The organism is Chitinophaga sp. CCNWYY40 (genome assembly GCF_037483205.1).
Lineage (GTDB): Bacteria > Bacteroidota > Bacteroidia > Chitinophagales > Chitinophagaceae > Chitinophaga > Chitinophaga ginsengisegetis.
On record NZ_JBBHLF010000003.1, the window covers coordinates 184,801 to 206,610 of the forward strand.

General features: G+C 44.5%; 19 protein-coding genes. 12 read left to right on the forward strand and 7 right to left on the reverse strand.

Features of this window, described 5'->3' with window-relative positions; all coding sequences use genetic code 11:
- Positions 1-186 precede the first annotated feature (186 nt).
- Positions 187-1,080, forward strand: a complete 894-nt coding sequence (locus V7S65_RS11390; RefSeq protein ID WP_079473218.1) for an AraC family transcriptional regulator — start codon at positions 187-189, stop codon at positions 1,078-1,080.
- A gap of 32 nt (positions 1,081-1,112) precedes the next feature.
- Here V7S65_RS11390 and V7S65_RS11395 read toward each other — a convergent pair whose 3' ends face one another.
- Together V7S65_RS11395 and V7S65_RS11400 are read right to left on the reverse strand one after the other, a co-directional pair.
- Entirely contained in the window at positions 1,113-1,997 is an 885-nt protein-coding gene (locus tag V7S65_RS11395; RefSeq protein WP_336387067.1) for an AraC family transcriptional regulator, read from the reverse strand.
- 151 nt (positions 1,998-2,148) lie between these two features.
- The gene (locus V7S65_RS11400; RefSeq protein WP_336387066.1) at positions 2,149-2,970 is read right to left on the reverse strand and encodes a sugar phosphate isomerase/epimerase family protein; all 822 of its coding nucleotides are present in this window, start codon (positions 2,968-2,970) and stop codon (positions 2,149-2,151) included.
- 423 nt (positions 2,971-3,393) lie between these two features.
- Here V7S65_RS11400 and V7S65_RS11405 point away from each other — a divergent pair, with 423 nt between their 5' ends.
- The 6 genes from V7S65_RS11405 to V7S65_RS11430 all read left to right on the forward strand — a co-directional run bounded on the left by V7S65_RS11405 (position 3,394) and on the right by V7S65_RS11430 (position 7,867).
- Complete coding sequence (locus tag V7S65_RS11405; protein ID WP_336387065.1) at positions 3,394-4,176, forward strand: SDR family oxidoreductase; 783 nt, start codon at positions 3,394-3,396, stop codon at positions 4,174-4,176.
- 11 nt (positions 4,177-4,187) lie between these two features.
- Positions 4,188-4,622 (forward strand): DUF2147 domain-containing protein, encoded by a 435-nt coding sequence (locus V7S65_RS11410; protein WP_336387064.1) that lies wholly within the window; start codon positions 4,188-4,190, stop codon positions 4,620-4,622.
- Between the two features lie 105 nt (positions 4,623-4,727).
- Complete coding sequence (locus V7S65_RS11415; RefSeq protein ID WP_079473213.1) at positions 4,728-5,081, forward strand: hypothetical protein; 354 nt, start codon at positions 4,728-4,730, stop codon at positions 5,079-5,081.
- A gap of 13 nt (positions 5,082-5,094) precedes the next feature.
- Entirely contained in the window at positions 5,095-6,003 is a 909-nt protein-coding gene (locus V7S65_RS11420) for a helix-turn-helix domain-containing protein (RefSeq protein ID WP_336387063.1), read from the forward strand.
- A 109-nt stretch (positions 6,004-6,112) separates the two neighbouring features.
- Positions 6,113-6,973 (forward strand): helix-turn-helix domain-containing protein, encoded by an 861-nt coding sequence (locus V7S65_RS11425; RefSeq protein ID WP_336387062.1) that lies wholly within the window; start codon positions 6,113-6,115, stop codon positions 6,971-6,973.
- 15 nt (positions 6,974-6,988) lie between these two features.
- Positions 6,989-7,867, forward strand: a complete 879-nt coding sequence (locus tag V7S65_RS11430) for an NAD-dependent epimerase/dehydratase family protein (RefSeq protein WP_227024718.1) — start codon at positions 6,989-6,991, stop codon at positions 7,865-7,867.
- Positions 7,868-8,279: 412 nt separating this feature from the next.
- Here V7S65_RS11430 and V7S65_RS11435 read toward each other — a convergent pair whose 3' ends face one another.
- Positions 8,280-9,266: a hypothetical protein gene (locus V7S65_RS11435; protein WP_336387061.1), complete on the reverse strand. Its 987-nt coding sequence runs from the start codon at positions 9,264-9,266 to the stop codon at positions 8,280-8,282.
- Between the two features lie 322 nt (positions 9,267-9,588).
- On the opposite strand from V7S65_RS11435, the gene V7S65_RS11440 reads away from it, so the two are divergent.
- From V7S65_RS11440 to V7S65_RS11450, 3 genes are all read left to right on the forward strand, one after another.
- Positions 9,589-10,497 (forward strand): helix-turn-helix domain-containing protein, encoded by a 909-nt coding sequence (locus V7S65_RS11440; RefSeq protein ID WP_111580690.1) that lies wholly within the window; start codon positions 9,589-9,591, stop codon positions 10,495-10,497.
- A gap of 81 nt (positions 10,498-10,578) precedes the next feature.
- Positions 10,579-11,580 carry an aldo/keto reductase gene (locus tag V7S65_RS11445; RefSeq protein WP_336387060.1) on the forward strand — a complete coding sequence of 334 codons (1,002 nt, stop codon included), beginning with the start codon at positions 10,579-10,581 and terminating at the stop codon, positions 11,578-11,580.
- Between the two features lie 30 nt (positions 11,581-11,610).
- On the forward strand, positions 11,611-12,681 hold the full coding sequence (locus tag V7S65_RS11450; protein ID WP_336387059.1) for an SMP-30/gluconolactonase/LRE family protein: 1,071 nt from the start codon (positions 11,611-11,613) through the stop codon (positions 12,679-12,681).
- Between the two features lie 155 nt (positions 12,682-12,836).
- Here the strand turns inward: V7S65_RS11450 and V7S65_RS11455 are convergent, their stop codons facing one another.
- The 4 genes from V7S65_RS11455 to V7S65_RS11470 are packed head-to-tail and all read right to left on the reverse strand — an operon-like array spanning position 12,837 to position 19,370.
- Positions 12,837-13,850 (reverse strand): Gfo/Idh/MocA family protein, encoded by a 1,014-nt coding sequence (locus V7S65_RS11455; protein WP_336387058.1) that lies wholly within the window; start codon positions 13,848-13,850, stop codon positions 12,837-12,839.
- A 7-nt stretch (positions 13,851-13,857) separates the two neighbouring features.
- Positions 13,858-15,051 carry a Gfo/Idh/MocA family protein gene (locus tag V7S65_RS11460; protein ID WP_336387057.1) on the reverse strand — a complete coding sequence of 398 codons (1,194 nt, stop codon included), beginning with the start codon at positions 15,049-15,051 and terminating at the stop codon, positions 13,858-13,860.
- 27 nt (positions 15,052-15,078) lie between these two features.
- Complete coding sequence (locus V7S65_RS11465; RefSeq protein ID WP_336387056.1) at positions 15,079-16,272, reverse strand: nucleoside permease; 1,194 nt, start codon at positions 16,270-16,272, stop codon at positions 15,079-15,081.
- Between the two features lie 8 nt (positions 16,273-16,280).
- Positions 16,281-19,370, reverse strand: a complete 3,090-nt coding sequence (locus tag V7S65_RS11470) for a PQQ-dependent sugar dehydrogenase (protein WP_336387055.1) — start codon at positions 19,368-19,370, stop codon at positions 16,281-16,283.
- A gap of 197 nt (positions 19,371-19,567) precedes the next feature.
- Here V7S65_RS11470 and V7S65_RS11475 point away from each other — a divergent pair, with 197 nt between their 5' ends.
- The gene (locus V7S65_RS11475; protein WP_336387054.1) at positions 19,568-20,770 is read left to right on the forward strand and encodes an Nramp family divalent metal transporter; all 1,203 of its coding nucleotides are present in this window, start codon (positions 19,568-19,570) and stop codon (positions 20,768-20,770) included.
- A 22-nt stretch (positions 20,771-20,792) separates the two neighbouring features.
- The gene (locus V7S65_RS11480; protein ID WP_079473200.1) at positions 20,793-21,809 is read left to right on the forward strand and encodes an NAD-dependent epimerase/dehydratase family protein; all 1,017 of its coding nucleotides are present in this window, start codon (positions 20,793-20,795) and stop codon (positions 21,807-21,809) included.
- The last annotated feature ends 1 nt before the right edge of the window (position 21,810 follow it).

Genomic DNA, 21,810 nt, shown 5'->3' on the forward strand with positions numbered 1-21,810 from the left:
TACTTTTATATGAAAACTTTCTATCAAAAATTATTTCGCCATAAAACAATTTAAAGTCAGCCGGAACTTTAATATTTCAGTAATCTTCTATCCTGTTTTTCAATTAAGTTGGTAATGCAAAGTAACCTGAATCTAAAAGGTGCATTGATAAATTCTGATGGAATCATTTAACTTTTTGACACACCAATGAAAAATAAAAGGAATCAAAACGTCAATTACCTGACAGTAAATGAAACAGACGAACTGTGGGGATTATACACCACTACTATTGGTTTCCAGGTTATATCGCCCAATAGTGACTACCCTCCTAAAAGCCATCCATCGGCATATTGGTTCAGCCCCAATACCGGAAGGGTATTGCAGGAATACATCCTGCTGTACATTACAGAAGGAGAAGGTTCATTTGAATCGGCGAGCTGCAAGCTAACTAAAGTCGTTGCCGGTACTATCCTGTTGCTATTTCCCGGCGAATGGCATACCTACCGGCCGCTTAAAGGCAAAGGATGGAATGAATACTGGGTAGGTTTTAATGGCAGTTATATGAAACAGTTAACTGATAATCTTTTCTTCTCCAGGAAAAGCCCGGTCTATAATGTGGGGTTTAATGAACAGATTGTGGCTTTGTTCAACCAGGGTATTGAAACAGCCAATTACCAGAAAATGGCCTACCAACAGGTACTTTCCGGTATTACCAGCCTGCTGCTGGGCTTCATCTTTTACGCTGAGAAAAACAACTCTTTCAGAGATAAAGCCATCATCGCTCAGATTGATAAAGCAAGAATGATGATGCGCGAAAAAACCGGTGATGATGTTACTCCCGAATCCATCGCTAAAACGCTAAACATTGGCTATTCCTGGTTCAGAAGAGTATTTAAACAGTATACAGGATTTTCACCCGCACAATATCAACTTGAAATAAAATTGCAGAAATCAAAAGAATTGCTGGCCAGTACGATATTACCGGTAAAGGAAATTGCCTTTCACCTGAACTTTGAGTCTGCCAGTTATTTTGTAACGTTCTTTAAATCAAAAACGGGATTATCGCCCGGTGAATACCGCGATAAGATAAAAGGCAAATAAAGCGATGAAACATAATTACCTGCAACGGAGTTTCATTCAACGGCAAATGTTTTACGATAAGTATTAGGAGAAAGGCCAACTTTCTTCTTAAAGATCCTGGAGAAATAATAAATGCTGTCGAACCCTGTTTGATCTGCGATTTCCTCCACGTTAAGCAATGTTGATTCAAGCAGTTCTTTTGCCCGCTCTATGCGTAAATTTAAATGGTATTGATTAGGCGACAGCCCAGTTACTGCCTTAAAATTCTTCCTGAATGCAGAATATCCCATAGGCAATTGCCGGGCAAGTTCCGGGATATCTACAGGGTGCTCCAGTGATTCCTGTAGCAGGAACTTTGCTTTCGTTATTGCCTTTTCCAGCGGGCTATGATCATATTGTTTACTGAGCGATATGGTATTGACCAAACCGAGTATCTGAAGCGTTAAACCCGCAATCTGTTGTGAGTAACCTACAAGCGAGGCATTTACAACATCAATCATCTTTTTAAATAATACCAGCATATCTCTATCCAGCCCTGTTTTGATACATGGCTGACTGGGATCAAAAAAGCCTTGTTTCATCAGTTGATCAACATAGTACCCGTGAAAGCCAACCCAATATTCTTCCCATCCCGAGCGGATATCCGGCCTGTAACGATGCCATACTCCCGGGAAAAGAAAAAAACAGGTTCCCTCCTCAATTTCCACCGGCTCGGTTAATGCCGAACAGAATGTTCCCTTTCCTTTTGAAATAAATATCATGTAATAGTCCGTCAGCATCCTTCCCCTGTTCCATGTAAGCTGATGGCTTTGGGGATGTTCTTCTTTGGGATAACGTTCATTCGGTGTTACTTTTGAATACCCCACCGTAGTTACATAAATTCCCCATTTCTCCTCGATTGGACCTGTATTCAGATATTTAAAAAAGTTATTACCCATTGAATTATCTTTTCTCTTAAATATTGTTGGCAACCGGCGTTATTAAAGGTGAGAAATATTTCCGCCCATCAACACAGCATAACGTGTTAAGAGATAAAGTTAGCAAAAATGCGTTAGCAGGTAAAATAATGTGAAGCTGAATACATGAGGGTTATTGTTGTGGAGCAATGATATCTCTCAGCAGATGCATCATAAATAAATTCACTTCCCATTGCGAAGCTACCGGGGTATTACCCGGTGAAGTAGTCCACATATAAGGCGGTGGCCCAAACTCCGTTGTAATGGTAAGCAGGGATATGCCTTCGGCTTTCTTTTCCCGGATAATCCCGGACCACAGGCCGGTAAAGTAGTTCAGCGGCTCCGCCCATTCCGGCAGTCGCGGATCAGGTATCTGCGGTCCTTCAGGAAAACCCACACGGGCATGTATATGTACGGTGCGCCTGATTGCTTCGTTAACCGTTTCTTTGAATCCTTCAAGATAGCTTTCTGTAACACAAACCCAGTGTGAGAAATCGGCGGTTACTTTCATGGAAGGTCTTAGCTTAAACAGTTCTTTTGCATTGCCCGGGCTGAATCCAATTCTTCCCCGGTGCGTTTCATGCGCGATAGCAATATTATTCCCCGCTGAAAAATTTTCCGCCGCATCAATAATCGCAAGTTGTTCATTGATCGTAAAGAAATCTCTTCCTGAATGCGAATTAATAATTACCGGTTCACATTCCATTGCCGCATTCAGATGATATTCAAAGCTCCTGCAAAAGGTTCGTATATCCGCACCTTTCGCCTGATGCTGTTGCACAACTATTGGTAATCCCAGTTCTTTGCTGCGTTTGATAAATACCTTCCTGTCATTTTTATTTTCGGGTAGCCAGGAATCCACGCCGTCATATCCTGCGGATATTACCTTTTCGAGAAAAGCTTCTATGGGGATGTTTTCGTGGCCCCATCGTGTACAAAGGATTTTTATCTGCATGTTATCAGCTAAAGGCTTTGGATTTATAAGAAATTGCTCCTATAAGGTAGAACTTTAGCTTACAAAAATAGGTGGTGGAGTCACCGGTGAAGAAACATAAATGAGATTTTCTTTGTGTTTTCTGACATTTTTGGGGATCAGTTAATAAATTATGATCATATTTTACACTGATCAAATAAAGCATATTATACCCTAATATATAAACCAATGTTTGTCATTTTAAAATATCAATATTCCTTTGCGGCATCAGGTTCTTCGAGATCGGTATCCCGAGATCGGTACAACTTAGGAGTGACGCTCCGGAAAGAAAGGTCTCATCGATATCGATGAGACCATATGTCTTTCTGCTACACCTTCGCGACTTTTGGATACATTCCATGACTGGTTGTGACTGAACTTTGCATCAACAAAATGTAAAGTAATATGGATTTAAAGAGCAGTACCGTCCTGATTACAGGAGGAACCAGCGGAATAGGTTTGGAATTTGTGAAACAGCTTACCGACCAGGGAGCTAAGGTCATTGTTACAGGTCGCAACCAGGAAACCTTAAATAATACCAAAAAGCTTTTCCCGAAAATACACATTTTCCAAAGCGATGTGAGTAACCCGCGGAACATTGAGCGTCTTTATGCTCAGGTGACACAACAATTCTCCGAATTGAATATGATCATCAACAATGCGGGAGAGATGCGGCTCATCGATGTACAGGACAGCAGCAAAGACCTGGAAAACATCACGCGTGAGATCGACATTAATCTTTCAGGCACGATTCGCATGGTACATCAGTTCCTGCCACATCTGATTAAAAAAAGGTCGGCTGCGATTGTCAATGTTTCTTCAGCAATTGCATTTATGGCCTATTCATCGGCACCTGTTTATAGTGCATCAAAGGCGGGAGCCCACGCTTACACGATGGCACTGAGGTTACAGCTTAGCAAAACCAATGTAAAAGTTTTCGAAGTGATCCCCCCGGGCGTTAACACCAATCTCCAAAATGATTGGGTACTGCAGCCCAATCCGGGCCAAATGATGGACGTGGATAAAATGGTAAATATTGCCATTAATGGACTTATAAAAAACACACCGGAGATCAAGCCATTTTTAGTTAAGATAGTTAAGCTACTTAGCAGGATCATGCCAGGTCAATTGATGAGATTCGGACACAGGGAGTTCGAAAAATTTAAACAACTAAATACCAGCAAATAAATATTTCAAAAATGAAAAAATCAATTTTAGCGGTGATCATACTCCTGCTGTCTATTTCATCTTTCGCTCAGAAATTATCACCAGACCAAATCATAGGTGTTTGGCAATGCGAAGATTATAAAATAGAGGTCTTTAAAGCAGGTAACACCTACGCGGCCAAACTGTTATGGGCAAAGGATATGTTTGAAGCTGATGGTAAAACGCCGAAGAAAGATGTCAAAAATCCCAACGGGAAACTGAGAAGCAGGTCCGTGCAAGGCCTTACCCATATCACTGAGCTTGTTTACACAGATGGTGAATATCGTGATGGTAAACTGTATAGCGTACAGGATGGCAATACTTATAGTTTGAAAGGCCAGCTAAAAAACGCAAACAGCCTTGAAACACGCGGCTACAAAGGTGTTCCTATGTTGGGTAAAACCTACAAGTGGAAACGTGTAGAATAACTGTGCGCCGACAATTAATATTTCTACTGTCAAGGTTCGGGTTCCTGGTTTCCATTGCCATTCCGCTAATAGGATTTTTCCTGTATCTTAAATACCTAATTAATTATGATAAAGAACTTAATTTCGTTGTTGTTATTGATTGTGTCCGTATCACTCAGTTTCAAACATGCCTGGGACACATCGCACTTTAGAAACAATCCCGAAACAATTAAAATGATGGCGGACTTAGGAATAAGTGAACCGGCGATCCCGATCTTTGTTTTTTTGACTATCGCAATCGGTGTACTCTTACTGATCCCTGGAACGTTCTTTTTGGGTAATTTGCTGAATGCAATATCAATTGTTGTGATCATGGCGTTTGCAATACGAGCCGGGAATGTGAAGATGGCATTGATAGAAATCCCGTTCTTAGCCATGCCTTTAATTATGATATGGCTGAAGTATCCGTTCAAAGATTAAATTACTCATAGATATGCCAAATGCAAAGCCATACAGGATAAAGTCTATAACGGAGATACACCGTTTGATGGGGCTTCCCAAACCGCATCACCCGCTGATCAGTATTCTCGATCTTAAAGGCCTGAAAGGTGATCCGGATATCCACGCCGTTATATTTGACTTATATGTAATATCCATGAAAAGGGGTTGCGACAATCTTTTCTACGGACAGCAGAAGTACGATTTTGACGAAGGGCTCATGGCTTTTATGTCTCCTGGCCAGGTATTGCGTGGTGAAGAGAACGGCGTGCCACCAAATCTCGAAGGTTGGATGCTGTTCATACACCCGGACTTTTTATGGAACACATCACTTGCCACAAAGATCAAGAAATACGAATACTTTGGCTATTCCACAAATGAAGCGCTTTTCCTTTCTGATAAGGAAGAAATGGTTATCAATGACCTGGTAAAGAATATCAGAACTGAATATCATTCTAACATTGATAAGTTCAGCCAGGACATTATCATCTCAAACCTGGAAACGCTGCTGAACTATGCGGAACGTTTTTACCAGCGCCAGTTCATCACCCGGAAGATCACCAACCATAAGATCTTAGATCGGTTTGAAGAGATGGTAAACGAATATTTAAGCAACGAAGCCTTACTTTCGAAAGGCTTACCCTCTGTACAATACTTCGCCGACGCGCTTAACATTTCCTCTAAATATTTGAGTAGCCTGCTGAAACAACTGACCGGGCAGACCACCCGGCAGATCATTCACAATAAACTGATCGATAAGGCCAAAGAAAAACTGTCCACAACCGAATTATCCGTAAGTGAAATCGCATACGAGCTCGGCTTTGAACATCCACAATCCTTTAATAAATTATTTAAAAGTAAAACCAGGCAAAGCCCTTTAGATTTCCGGCAAAGTTTTAACTGATCGGAGAAAAAGCGTTCTGACGCTATCAGCACTTGCTATTATGTTTCTGTAAAGTCATTTAATTAAAGTTCCTACATGCCTTACAATACATTTTTTAAATTTACTGAATATGCAGAACAGTGCTTCCTTTCTTTACAAACTCAGGCAAAACGACAAGCTTCCGATCCGGATCGTTTCTCCTGATTTCGGCCACCTATCACAATTGGAGGCAGCTGACTACAATGCTCCGCAGGTCACGCCATACTACCTTTTCTTGTTTATGCTGGATGGGTGTAGTTGGCACAACATAGACTTGCAGCAGTATGAAGCGGGCGACAACGAGTTGATATTTGTTATGCCATACCAGGTCCATGATCAGCCGGTACTGGAGCAAGGCGCGAATTTCATCAAACTGGGCTTTGACGAAAGCTGTTTGTCCCTATTGCCGAAACAATATCCTTTTCTGATCAATCCGCTGAATTATCAGAAGGTGAGTTTTAAACAATCTGCGGCAATGCGTATGAAAGCCATCTTCACTATGCTGCTCGATCTGTTAAAGTGTTGGCATACTGAGCCGGAACTGATCCTGGCACACCTAAACAGTTTGCTTACAGAAATCAATACCGCTTATTTCAGGTTGCAGGGAAATCCTGTGGACAGCAAGCTTTCTACGTTTATAGCTTTTAAAGTATTCATAGAACATAACCTGACGAATCATTACAGTATCAGCAGGATCGCCCGGCAATTGGGTGTCAATACCAATGGCTTATATCAGATCGTTAAACACTGTTCCGGGCTTTCACCAAAAGAGTTCATCAACAAGCGGCTGATCCTGGAAGCAAGGCGACGTATCAGCTATGCCGAAAAAACAACGATCAAGGAGCTGGCTTATGGGTTGGGGTTTAACGATCCGGAATACTTTTCCCGCCTTTTTAAAAAAGTCACGGGGCAAACAATTGCCCAATTTTCTAAGGATTTGTCAGGGAACTAATACTATTTGTCCGGCATGTTTAAAAGAGCAGCTCCGACCTTTGTTCAGGATAAAATTCAAAAAATGAAAGAACAAAAAGGAACAATATTAGTAACCGGTGGGAGCGGTCTGGTTGGTGCGCGTCTGTTGCCGCGACTTATTAATGCTGGCTTTGATTGCCGCGCACTGATGCGCGGTAAGAAAGAAGCTCCACCCGGAACAATGGTTGTGGAAGGTGATCTGTTAGACCCTGCATCACTGGCCAAAGCTGTAAAAGAGGTTTCAGCTATCATTCATTTGGCAGCCGTATTCCGATCACCCGATACAGATTTGATCTGGAAGAGTAACCTGGAGGGGACCCGCAACCTGATCGCTGCAGCGAAAGCACATGCACCTGATGCACGTTTCATTTTTGCCAGTACCAGCCATGTCTATAACATAAATAACCCGCATCCCGGCCGTGAGGATGATGAAGTTACCCCCCAACATGCTTATCCGGCCAGTAAAGTTGCGGCAGAAAATGAGCTGCGGGGGAGCGGGCTTAACTGGTCAATCCTTCGGTTCCCATTTGTGTACGGAGATGGTGACGGGCATCTCGACACATTACCTCAACATGTGGCCGCTGCAAAGTTTCACCCTGCCATGAGAATGAGTACCATTCACCACCACGATATCTATACCGCTATCAGCATGGCGTTGGATGGCATTATGGACAACCACATAGTGAACATTGCTGATGAGGCCCCTACATCGCTCTACGAGTTATTGCAGCTTGCAGGCAACACGATGGAGTCGTCGTCAGAACCTTTGGTTAACCCCTGGTATCTCCATTCCGATAGTTCGCTTGCCAGAAGCCTGGGCTTTCAACCAGTGATCAGAACAGTTTATCAGGCCGCACAAGAACATCTGCTTTAATGCTATTAGAAAATGCCTAAGTGCCTGATCAATATCATGGACAATGTCTTTTATAAACTATATAAACCGGAGTAGTGGTTCAATATTACTCCCGAGATCAGGACAACTGGAGCAGGACGCTCTGAAATTAGTAAAGGCATCGCGAGAGCGGTGCCTTTTTGTTTTTAATCAATTAGTTATAAGAATTACTCAGAGTTCCAACATCCCAGATGATGGTGTTACTATTAACTTGTAGCAGATAAAGCTAAAGCCTGGTAGTGGCATCAACCTTCTTTGCATGTTAGGTGTATTGTTGATGCTACTCCGTTTTCCGGAGGATACTCTGCCTGAGAAAAAGAAAAGGATAGCAAGTACGCCTGGCTATGCCTGATTATCGCAGTAACTTTTGTAGCTGTTGATATAACGCTAACGGCTATTGTGCCTTACAAATAATAATACTATCAGTGCCGGCAAATACCAGGTTGGGATGCCGATTCACCAACAAAAAAACTTCATTATTATGATCAATTACCCGGTAATCCGAAAGCGCTTTCGGAAGCTCCAGGTCTATAAGCTGTTTACTCTCCAGCTCTAATAACTTCTGTTTGTTTTTCCAATCGTCTGATTTAAATGCCGGCGTCAGTATGGCATACTTGCCCGATGAGGAGAATGTGCATTCTTTACCTCCCTTTTTACTCTCTTTGTACAATCTTCCCAGAGAAAATAATGTCTCTTTTACCGTTCCTTTTTCATCTACCGTACTTAATTCCGAGAACTCCATCCCCGGCTTTAAATAACCGCCATCCCTGTCGCCGATCCCGTACAGGAAAGTAACGTTCTTTTTATTCAGTGCATGCAAGATTGTAAATGGTTTTTGCGGCTTATCGAAACTCTCGTTTTCCAGGGCGATCGGTTGTTTGTTGTTCCAGTATTTTAAATCCAGCCAACTGGCAGTTCCCTTTTCTACATCAACCTGAAGGTTGGCTGCATATACAGGTAACATGCCTCCATTGGTGAAAAGTATAGGCATTATGTTGGTATCAGTGTTGCCTGCCGAGTGGTAATTCGACAAGGGTCTATCGAAATTTGGATACTTTGTTTCAGGAAGATGATTCGTGATAGAAATCCTGGTGGGAGTGTTTTTATCGCTTTCACTATATAGAATGACGAAGTCATTTTTGGAAGAATAAAGTCCTACGTAGTTTTGAAAATGGAAGAAAGCCGGGGTTTCGAAAACATCACAGGCTATTTCATCTACCTTTGTTTCCACGATTTCATTTCCTTTAAACCACTCTAAAAAGCAGGTCTCGTCCTGCGAATAATATCCCACAACGGTTCCTGTATTTAAGACTACGATCCTGTGAAATTGTTTTTGTCCGGCATCCTGGATTTCAAACGTCTGGATAGGTGCTAATTTCATTATACTTTATTTGGGCCTTAGGGCTGGTTAGTACAGTGATTGAACTAATATAAGTAAACCTTCAAACAGGGGCAAATTTTCTTCGTAGCTGCCACTCTGATTTGATTATTACATTGACTCAGGTATTTATGAGGGAGAATATTATTGGGATGGGTTTGAAGAAGCGGAGTAACTATTTTGAACACGTACAGGAATATGCCCTAATTTCCCTGATGGCATGATGGTTTTTGATTTGATCCAGTCCCGCCATTCCAAAAAGCGTTTTTACAAACATCGTTATATCTTCTTTTGGGATTATGTTTGATTTTTATAATTTTGTATCATGAAAACGACAGAAAGTGTTGAAGATTTTTACAAAAGACTGCCCAGGCAGGTTACCTCGCTGCAATCAACAAATAATGCGGGGATAGGTCATTTCAATGTCTTCAGCCGGGAGTCTTGTTCTGTTGTTTCACCCTATAGTCGCAGGGATTTTTACAAGGCATCTCTGATCATTGGGAGGGGCAAGCTCTATTATGCAGACAAGTGGGTACAGATAGACCGCCCTGCAATGCTTTTCTCAAATCCGGTAGTCCCCTATTCCTGGGAACCGGAGTCCGAGAACCAATCCGGATGGTACTGTCTATTTACTGAAGGCTTTATCCAGCACACTGAACGCGTAGAAAGCCTGCGGGATTCCCCACTCTTTAAAATAGGGAGCAATCCCATTTTCTTTCCCGAAGAAGCACAGCTGCAGGAAATTTCTGTCATCTTTCAAAAGATGATGGCGGAAATGGCTTCCAGCTACGCTCAGAAATATGACGTGTTGCGTAGTTATCTGCACTTGCTGATCCATGAGGCGATGAAATCCAATCCAGCCGATAATTTTGGAGCATATGCCAATGCCTCGGCGCGGGTTTCGGGGCTATTCCTGGAGTTGCTGGAGCGACAATTTCCTATAGATTCGCCATTAGCAAGTCTGTCACTGAAAACTCCTGCAGATTACGCTCATGCGCTATCAGTGCATATTAATCATCTGAACCGCTCTGTAAAGGAAGCCACGGGAAAAACGACTTCCGAACAGATCGCTGCCCGGATAACTAAAGAAGCGGGCGCCCTTTTGCAACATACGGACTGGAATATTGCGGACATCGCATACAGCCTGGGGTTCGAGTACCCGTCGTATTTTACCAATTTCTTCAAAAAACACACCGGCATGTCACCCAACCAACTTCGTAATATGGTTGTTTGAATAGTGTAAGAATCCGTTTGATTGTTATAAACAGGAGGCTTTTCCTATTTCTACTTTTGCATAGAATAAAATTTAAGGATTATGCAATACAGAAATCTGGGAAAAACCAATGAACGGCTGTCAGCTATCGGCCTTGGCTGCATGGGTATGAACTTTGCTTATGGCCCGGCAGATGATAAAGAAAACATAGCCACACTTGAAAAGGCATTAGATCTGGGCATCAACTTTTGGGATACGGCTGATATGTACGGCAATGGAGCGAATGAGGAGCTAATCTCAAAAGTATTGGTCCCTAACCGCGAAAAAATATTCATCGCAACAAAGTTTGGCTTTCGGTTTAAAGATGGTGTAGCAGGGCATAGCGGAGCAGCAAATACATTTTTCGATGGTTCGCCTGCCTGGATTAAAATTGCCGTGGAGCAAAGCCTGAGACGCCTGAGAATTGACACCATTGATTTGTACTATGCTCACCGGGTTGATCCGAATGTACCGATTGAAGAAACGGTAGGTGCAATGGCCGATCTGGTCAAAGAAGGCAAGGTCCGTTATATCGGCTTGAGCGAAGCATCACCCGCTTCCATTATAAAGGCAAATACGATCCACCCGATTGCAGCCCTGCAAAGCGAATATTCATTGCTGGCCCGTGATGTAGAAGGCGAAGTCCTGAAAACTATAAGGGAGTTACAAATCAGTCTGATTCCCTATGCTCCCCTGGCAAGAGGGCTATTTTCCAATGTACTCGATCTCAATAGTCTCGCCGAAGATGATTTCAGACGAACATTGCCACGCTCTCATGGCGAGCATGCAGAAAATAATGCCCGGCTTGTTGCTGATTTCGCCCTATTGGCAAAAGATAAAAACTGCACTCCCGCCCAGTTGGCGTTAACCTGGGTACTTGCGCAAGGCGACGATATCATCCCGATCCCCGGAACCAAAAGGAGAAAATATCTCGAAGAAAATGCCGGTGCGGTTGAGATTAAATTGACCAATCAGGAGCTGGCACTGATTGATGCAATAGCTGCGAAATATCCGAATATTGGCGCCCGTTACAGCGAAGGTGCTATGGCAATGGTTAATCACTGATAACCTGATTTTCAAATAATATATTAATTAATGACAAAAAGATTTATCGCCAGTTTACTGCCGGTGATTGCACTCCTGCTAATAGTGGGTTCCTGGCAAAAACTGATGGCACAGGATCAACCAGAGCGATTTCTGACCGGCGTACAAAACCCGGAGGATCTGCTCCAATTACCAGGGACTCATTGGATCATTGTCAGTTGCTACAGTTCATCGACGACTAAATCCGGGAAGCTTATGGCTATTGATCTGGATAAACAGGGTACCGCGCCACTAGAAGTTTTTCCAGGCCAGACACCTCTCAAAAACGGCAATCTACCTGATAATAATCCTATCAATAAACTATTCAGACCACATGGAATAAATTGTCTTCAAACCGGAATCAATCAGTACCGGCTATTTGTTATAAGCCATGGAAGCGAAGAGACAATTGAGATTTTTGATGTTGATTTACGGTCCGAAGACCTGCAGATTACCTGGAGCAAGAGTATCGGGCTTCCAACAACAGTATGGGCCAATGGCATTGTGGTATCTCCGGACGAAACGGTTTTCGTGACCAGTATGTATGACCCGGCAGATAAAAAGTTCATTGACGAATTCGAAAAGGGCAAGCCTACCGGGCAGGTTTGGAAATGGACCTCTGGCCAAGGATGGCAAACGCTTAATGGCAAATTGCTATCAGGGGCCAATGGCATTGAAATATCCAGGGATGGACAAATTCTTTATGTTTCAGAATGGGCAACGCGCCGATTATGGAGGTTTTCACTGAATAGAGCCATCGTTGATTCCTATATCCAGTTGGATTTTCTCACCGACAATTTACGCTGGACGGAAAAAGGGAATCTGCTTCTGGCCGGTCAAAAAGCAAGTCCCGCTATTCTTTTTAAAGCGCATTCGCTCCAACAGGCAGTAGGCGGTAATCAATTTTCAGTTGCGGAAATTAATCCAGTAACATTTACCGCTAATTCCCTGATTGATGGAGGTGACCGGGACTTTGGATGGGGAACAGTGGCAATCGCCGTTGGAGCCGAAATTTGGGTAGGGAGCTCTCTTACCAGCAAGATAGCATGTTACAAAAGTTTTAAAACGAAATCAACAAGATGAAAACATTTTATGATGTTGTAAAACTTAACACATACATGACGGATTCATGTACACCGGAGTGACGTTCCAAAATTCAAAAAGGCATCGTTAAAAACGATGCCTTTTTATCAGTTATCAAGCACACCTCTCAAATTTTATCAATCATTTTCCCATGATCAAAAAATGGTGTTCCCCATTTTTATAGTAGCTCCATTCTTCCTTTTGCTTGCATCCGCCGCTTCCATAAATGCGATTATTTCCAGCGTCTCTTCTGGTTTTACCGGTACTATACCGGTGTCAAAAAAGGCGGCAATCTGGTATACCAGTGGTTTATAAGAATCGAAGTCGCTGACAGGAGCAATGGCCTTTTCTCCGAATACATGGCCTCCGAAGCCATAGGGGCCTTTTTTTATGGCGCGGAGCACACCTATACGACCATCTTCCCATACACCAGTTACCACATCAATGTCTGGTCCGGAGATGCGGGTTACCTTACGGCAGCCGGTGCCCATAAGGGTGAATAATACTTCTACTCCATGTATAGCATACCAAAAAAGATCAGGATGTGTTTTCTCCAGGAAAGCCGGTGTATATACATCAGCTCCGGTTACTTTACCAACTTTACCTTTCAGCACCTGCTGCACGCTATCCATGTAACGCAGGGCTGAGGAGGAGAAAACGGGCACCTTATATTGCCGGGCTGTTTTAAAAATGACCCCGGTATCAGCGAGTGAAGCGGCAACCGGTTTATCGATGAACATAGGCTTACCGGCTTTCAGCACAGGCAAGGCCTGTTCCAGGTGCACTCGTCCATCGTTGGACTCCAACAATATCATATCCGTTTTTTCGAGCAACGCAGAAATGGAATCAACTATTTCAATGCCCATTTCTTTTATCTCTTTGAGATAACCAGGTACCATATCCAGGCTGGATTTGATATCCCTGCTTCCCTGAGGGTATACTGCGGTTACACGAAAACCTTTTAATGCAGGGTCGGCATCGGGCGAGTTGAACATCTTAGTAAACTCAACACTGTGTGAGGTGTCGAGCCCAATAATGCCAATCCTTCTTCCAACAGATACTGGTGTTTGAGCAAACACACGGCTTAAGGTTCCACCGAAACCAAGTCCTATTCCTGCAATGGTTGCCGTCCTGATAAATTGTCTGCGGCTATTCCCTGAGGTTTCCATGATGCTGTTATTTTACAATTTCAATGATCTTCCCACTGTTTTTTTCTTTCAGAATTAACTTGGTGCTGCCAAAATGTGTCATCTCTTCTTTTATCAGAAAATGATGATCATCATAATCAATCAGTGTATTGGCCTTACCCGCTCCCATGAGTCCCCGCCAGACCTCTAGTTTAACCGGCTCCCAGCGGGCGCTGGCTGCTGAAGCATAAGCCGCATCTAATATTGCATTTACTACATACCCGTCATAAAAGGTCTCTCTTGGCTCCCTTTCTTCTTCCAATGCGTTAAACATGTCAGCAAACATATGGTTGTAGCCCAGATCATTCAGCTCATCGCCTACCGGGAATACCCATCCACTGTTACTTTCTGCCTTTTCCGCCACATAATCAGCTCCCTTCCCGGTGGTAAACATGTCAAAGCCGGTGCGTAAAAAATTGTTGATCCAGATGGTGCCTTCTGTGCCCATTACCTCATCGCGCAGATCGAGGCCGCCCCGAAAGGTCCAGCTTACCTCAAACTGTCCGATAGCGCCGTTCTCATACTTTATCAATGCAATGGCGTGATCTTCTGCATCAATCGGTTTTACTTGTGTATCCGCCCAGCACATTACTTCCATCGGCCTGATATTTTTGCCGATAAAACTACGGGTAATTTCCACACAATGACAGCCCAGATCCAGTATACAACCACCGCCGGCCAGCTCTTTATTCCAGAACCATTCGCTGTGCGGACCAGGATGCGTTTCACGCGACTTTGCCCAAAGAATACGGCCCAGCGCTCCCGCTGTCACACTTTGTAATGCCTTTGAAAACTTGGGCGTATATACCAGATCTTCCATGTAAGCATGAAAAACGCCAGCTGCTTCTACCGCTTCCAGCATTCGTTTGGCCTCTGCGGCATTACGGCCGAGCGGCTTGGTGCAGATTACTGCCTTACCTGCCATACAGCAGGCAAGTACCGCTGTTACATGCAGGTGGTTAGGCAGCGCAATACATACCACGTCCACATCCGGATGATTTACTGCTGCCTCCAGACTGGTGGAATAATGAGGTACATTATAATCTGCGGCAAATTTCCCGGCGCTCTCTTCTTTGCGGGAATACACAGTTGTGATACGGTCCCTGCTTCTCTGCCCCTGGATGGCATCTGCATAAAAACGAGCAATGAATCCAGCTCCAAGCATAGCTATTCTTTTTCCCATAAATATTCTGTTTAGATGTTACATTAATTATTTGTGTTGGTTATCTCTGAATAAAAAAGTAAAAAAAAGGATGCACACAGCAGTGATGCCCGCAGGCACCAGCCATATATTGCGCCATTGATACAGCAACGCACCGTTGATGTTCGTACTGCAGGCGCCTGTTGTAAAACCTGATACAAAAGAGCCAATAAGCATGCCTACACCATAGGTGGCAAAGGTGATCAGCCCTTGTGCCGAATTTTTAACTGCAAGGCCTGCCTGTTTGTCTGTGTATATCTGTCCGGTTACAAAAAAGAAATCATAGCAGATGCCATGCAGCAATATGCCCGCATACAGCATCCAGGCCTCGTGGTTATTGTTGCCCCATGCAAAAGCAAGGTATCGTAGCACCCAGCACAACATGCTCAGCAGAAGCATCTTCTTTACACCCAGGCGCGCAAACATCAATGGTATCAATAGCATAAACAGCAGTTCCGACAACTGTCCCATCGTCATTTTACCTGCGGCATTCCGCACACCCATATCGTTCAGGAAAGGGTTGGCAAAGCTATAGTAGAAAGCCAGGGGAATACAGATGGCAACAGCAGTGATGAAGAATACCGTGTAGGAACGGTTGTTGAAAAGCTTCAATGCATCCACTCCCAATATTCCCCGCAGATCCGCCTGTTGTTTTACAGGAGGGGTATCTGGTAACCAAAAGCTGTAGATGCCTAATAAGAAAGCACTGGCGGCGGCTATACGAAAAGTCAGCATACTGTTTTCGATATGCAGGCCACCGACCAGCAAACCTGCTATTATCCAGCCCACCGTGCCCCAAACCCGTATAGCCGGAAACTCCCTGCCTGCATTTGCCATCTGCCGGAAGGCAACAGCATTTGTTAAAGAAATGGTGGGCATATATAACAAAGTATACAACAGTATCAGCCACCAGAAGACATTAAATTCATGCACATAGCTGATACAGAAGAGGACCGCTGCCCCCAGCAGGTGCAGTGTGCCAAGCAGCCGCTGTGCAGAAAAAAAACGGTCGGCTACCAGGCCTATAAACAAGGGTGAAATTATGGCTGCAATAGAAAGGTTGGCATATGCCGCGCCTACCTGCACAGCACCCGTTTTCAGCGTCACCAGCAGGTAGGTTCCCATAGTTACATACCATGCGCCCCACACAAAATATTCCAGCAACATCATTACCGACAATCGGTATCTCACGGATAGTGGCATAAGGATCTCTATTTGTTTTTTGTGAAATAAATCCAATCAATATTGAAAAGATATCCTTTGTCGCCATGCGGACTTTTAAATTCAAAGTACAAGTCATGTAATCCGCTGATCTCATCCAATGTTGCTGTCACCTGTTTCCAGCCCGATTTCCAGTCGGGCGTATTTCCGGGAGGTATAGTGATCCTGCTTGCTACCGGTCCATTCTTTCTATCGATATGTAACAGGATTTCACCACCACTGCCCCTGTATTGCACATTGTACTTTATACTGCTGATGCCTGCCAGGTCAAGTTGTTTGTAGGCTACAAAATCCCCATCCTTTACATAGGCATAGGTAAGACCGGCGGTGGCAATGGGTTGTAAGCTCACCTTGCTGTCATCAAAATCTTCCACCTCCAGTAACGGGTTTCTTAATACAACGATAGCCTGCGATGTGAGAGGTGCTATATTATTGGCTCCTTTGTCGGCATAAGAAGCGGTAAGCAGGTAAACACCATTGTTTCCTTTTCCTTCATGAGCTTTCAACGCTAAAGATCCCCGCAAGGGTAATGACGGCGTGGTGGCTCCCAGCGAGATAATGTACTTCACTATTTCCCTGGCATCCTTAGGTAGCAGATCGGGATGGGAAGACATTGTGCGCGTGCCCCAGTTGCCACTGCCGCCGGCAATGATCTTAGCCGCCAGCTTGCCGATGTTATCTTCCTTACCAGCATAACGGTGTGAGATGTCCAGCAGGCTTGGCCCTACGGAGGCGGTGTTTTCTGTGTGACAGGCCTTACAGTCCAATGAATAAAACAGTTCATGGCCTCTTGCGTACTGTGGACTGGCACTGCTGTTGCTACCGTTTAATACCACCGCTAAGTCGCGGCCCGAGGCCAGATAATCAAAACTCACCCTGATGGCGGAAGAATCGATCTGCGGATCTTCATGATCGGTAACGCTTACCAGGTAATCGAGTGAGGTATTATCCCAATAAAAGCTACGGTTATTTTTGGTCTGTATCCGGACAACCGGCGGCGTGTTGCCTACTTCGAGCGTCAATGAGGCCGTATCTGTGGCGCCGTGATTATCCGTTACTGTTAAGTATATCCTGTATTTACCCGGCTGGTTAAATGTATGCGCCAGCGTTGGTCCGCTATAATTTTTGCCCTCCAGCTCCCAGTTGTATTGCAGCACATCTCCCTTATCGAAGTCGCCGGATGTTGCCGCCGAAAGATGTGCGGTAAAAGGCACGGCACCATAGTTGTTATCAGACCGGATGCTGGCAAATGGCTTACGGTTACCTTCTGCATAGGTTATACGTACCAGTCTCGCATCCATATTTTTTGCGAACCAGTTGGTGCCGTATTCCAGTAAATAAATCGCACCATCCTCACCAAACTTCATATCTATAGGCGCGGACGGATCCAGGTTTTCAAGAAATGGCTCCATGCGGAGATAATGATAATCTTTGTCAAATGTAACTGCCATGATCCAACGGCGCACCCAATCGTAAATAAACAGTTTGCCATCATAATACGGCGATAACCTGTATTTAGCATTTTTGAACTGATCGCTGTAAAAAACGGGACCTGTCATTACGGATTCACCGCCTTTGCCGACCAACGGGAATATGGGTGAACTACCATCAGCATACCAAATTATTGCCGGTTGAGCGGGCGGGAGGTTGCGCACTCCTGTATTATTCCGTGAGTTGTTGACCGGATGCTGCGGGTTCTGACGGGGGCGTTCTTTTTTTCCGGCGAAGTCCCATAGAGGATATGCTTCATTATTACCATTAAAATAAGGCCAGCCAAAGTATCCGGGTTTCCTGGCCTGATTCACTTCATCAAAGCTCAGGGTGCCGCCTTCAGCAGCGGGCACCTTAGTATCCGGCCCTATATCTCCCCAATAAAGAAAGTTGTTGTGCGGATCTACTGTGATGCGGAAAGGATTGCGGCATCCCATTACGTAAATTTCAGGTCTGCCCGCGGAGCCATCTTTAGGAAAGAGGTTGCCGTCTGGTATTTCGTAGGTTCCATCCGGCTTTGGCTTTATACGCAGTATCTTGCCCCGCAGATCATTGCTGTTGGCAGACGTGCCCTGGTCGTCGGCCAGTTCATGTCCTGGTCTTTCATCTACCGGCGTATAACCTTCGGTAGCCTCCGCGTTTGTATTATCCCCGGTTGAAAGGTATAACAGGCCGCCAGGGCCAAATTCCAGGTATCCCGCAGAATGACAGCAATACTGCCGTTGTGAAGGAATTTCCATCATGATCTTTTCTGTTTGCATCAACAGCTGCCCCTTCTTCAGCTCCAGTCTGGATAAACGGCTCACTGCCTTGCTGCCTGCCACCCCATAGTAAAAATACACCCAGTTATTTTTTTCATAATCCGGGTCCAGGGCCACGCCCAGCAAGCCATCTTCTATGCCGCTGAAAACGTCGAAATGCCCAATGGTTTTTATCTCCCTGCTGTCGTGCTCATACAATTTTACGCCCCCTTTGCGTTCTACAAACAATACGTCGTTGCCCGGCATGATGGCCATTTCCATAGGTTCATCCAGTCCCTGACCCAACATCGTATAGGCGTACCGGTTATTTTCAGGTATAGGAAGTGTGGCACAAAGTTTATAATCCGGCGCGGTGTTATCCCCGATCGCATATTTCACACCTTTTTCCAATACCCCTGCTGCTAATGGTGCCGGCGTCATAAAAATCCTGGCAGGCTTCTCTTCCGTAAATTCCCTCCGCCCGTTTAATGAATCCAGCCAGGGCCAACCTGTTGGGTGATGCAGTGTATCGGCTACTAACATCCACCCTCCGCCTGCTTCCAGGTAGCGCCGCAACGATACCACTTCGCGGTGGCCCATGCTATCGACATCCGACAGCATGGATACCACGGCGCTGCATCCGGCCAGGGAATCTTCCTGGAAAAAGTGCCGGTCTGTGGTAACCTGCAGCAGCCAGCCATTGCTGGCTGCTGCTCTTTCCAGTTGTTGCTTCAGACTGTCTGTAACAGCCGGAGTGGCAAACAATACAATCTTCTTACTACCCCTGCTTCCCGAACAGGCATATAAGCCCATTAAACAGCAGCATACATATGTCAGGTACGATCTCATATCACTTGAATAAATAAATCATCTAAGGTGCCGGGTTCCGGCAATTATATCCATAAAAAAATCAGTTCTCAGCGGCTGCGCGGTTTCATCGGCGGATAGGCTTTATTTTTTCTGCATACACAAAAAAAGTATTTTTGTATACAAAACTACAATATATTTGTATTCAAATAACATTTTATTCAACCAAACCAGGACGCATGTCATCAAAACTAAAAGATTGGAGCGGCTCCCTTATTCCAGGCATCATTACGCTGGCCGTTGTTTTTGGGCCAAGTAAAATGACTATTACCACTAAACTCGGGGCTGAATTTGGATATAGCTTACTATGGATTGTGGCAGTTGCCATATTCTTTATGGCCATTTACACATCTATGGCTGCCAGGATAGGCATGGCCACCAAACAATCGTTGTTAAATACTATTCAAATGAAGTGGGGCAGCAAATTTTCTGCGATCATAGGTATAGGAATTTTCCTGGTTACCGTTTCATTTCAGGCTGGCAACGCAATCGGATCCGGTGTAGCATTGGCCGAACTAACGAATACGTCCACCGGCTTCTGGGTGGTCCTTTCCAGCGCGATAGGCATAAGCCTGTTATTCTTTCGTCGTTTCTACAAGATCCTTGAAACAGTGATGATAGGCATTGTAATATCCATGCTGCTTTCGTTCCTGGTCACCTGCATCGTAGCGCGTCCTTCCTTGTCAGAGAGTCTGGCTGGTTTACGCCCGCAGGTCCCGATGGGATCCCATGGCCTGATCATTGCGTTTATCGCTTCCTGTTTTTCACTGGTAGGCGCATTTTATCAGTCTTATCTTGTACAGGAAAGGGCAAGAAATAACAAAAGCGGAAATGAGATCAGGGATAGAAGCCTTACAGGTATTCTTTTGCTTGGGTTAATGAGTGTCATTGTGATGGTCTGCGCTGCCTCTGTTCTTCATGTTAACCATATAAAGGTGAATACAGCCGCAGATATGGGCCGGGCGCTTACGCCCCTTTTCGGCAAGAAGGCTACTATGTTTTTCCTGATAGGCCTTTATGGCGCATCCTTCTCTTCCCTTATCGGCAATGCCACACTTGGCGGAACACTGCTGGCAGATTCCCTCGGCTTCGGCAGCAGCATGGATTCTCCAAAAGCAAAAAGCTTCATTGCCCTGATCATTATTATCGGCGCAACAATAGCTATCCTTTTCGGGCATATTCCACTTGAACTGATCGTTTTTGCACAAAGCATCACCGTATTGATCGTACCACTGATCGGAATAGCATTATTTGCGGTTAGTAATGATGCAACGATCATGGGCAAATATAAAAATTCAACGGCCGTCAACATAGCAGCTATAGCGGGGCTTCTTCTCGTATTTATCCTGGCCGGTCTGAATATTCAAAAACTCTTCTTTTAACTATCTCTATAAATTTCACAACATGACCGATATCAATGATATTTACAGTCGTCTTCTAACGCCTTCAGATGCGCTTATCGAAGACATTGCAAAAATTGACGGGGACATTCTCTTACTTGGTGTTGGAGGAAAAATGGGGCCCTCTATGGCCAAATTAGCAATGGACGCTATTGCCATTGCAGGTTTGAAAAAGAAAGTACTGGGCGCGTCCAGATTCTCCCAACCCGGCCTTCAGTCTGAGCTGGAACAGTATGGCGTTGAAACCTACCCGGTCGACTTACTGGAGCCTGAGCAACTGGCTTCTTTACCGGAAGTGCCTAATGTGATATACCTGGCAGGAACAAAATTTGGGACTACAGGTAATGAATCATTAACATGGGCGATGAACAGCTTCCTGCCCGGGCTGGTAGCGGAAAAATTCAAAAACTCAAAAATCGTTGTTTTCTCTACGGGTAACGTATATCCGCTGACTCCTGTTATTGCAGGCGGCGCCACAGAAGAAATGGCGGCAGCACCCGTTGGAGAATATGCACAGTCCTGTCTTGGGCGGGAACGGATTTTTCAATACCAGTCGTCGAAGTATGGCACTCCATTGCTGATTTACAGATTGAATTATGCGAATGATGTCAGCTATGGCGTGTTGCTTGAAATTGCAAAATGTGTGAAAGAAGGCATTAGCATTGATCTTCGTATGGGTCATGTAAATGTGATATGGCAAAAGGATGCGGACGAAATTGCCATCCGCTCATTACTACATTGTAGCACACCTGCAAAGTTCTTAAATGTTTCAGGTCCGGAAACCGCTTCTGTAAGATGGATTGCGGGAGAATTTGGCAAACTGTTCAACCTGCCACCGGTATTCAGCGGAGAAGAACAAGCCACTGCCCTGTTGAGCAATTCAGCGGAGGCATTTAATTTATTTGGCTATCCATCGGTGTCACTCAAGGAAATGATTTATATGATTGCCGAATGGCTGAAATACGGCGGAAAAATCTCCAATAAGCCTACTCATTTTCAGGAACGGGAAGGAAAATTTTAAA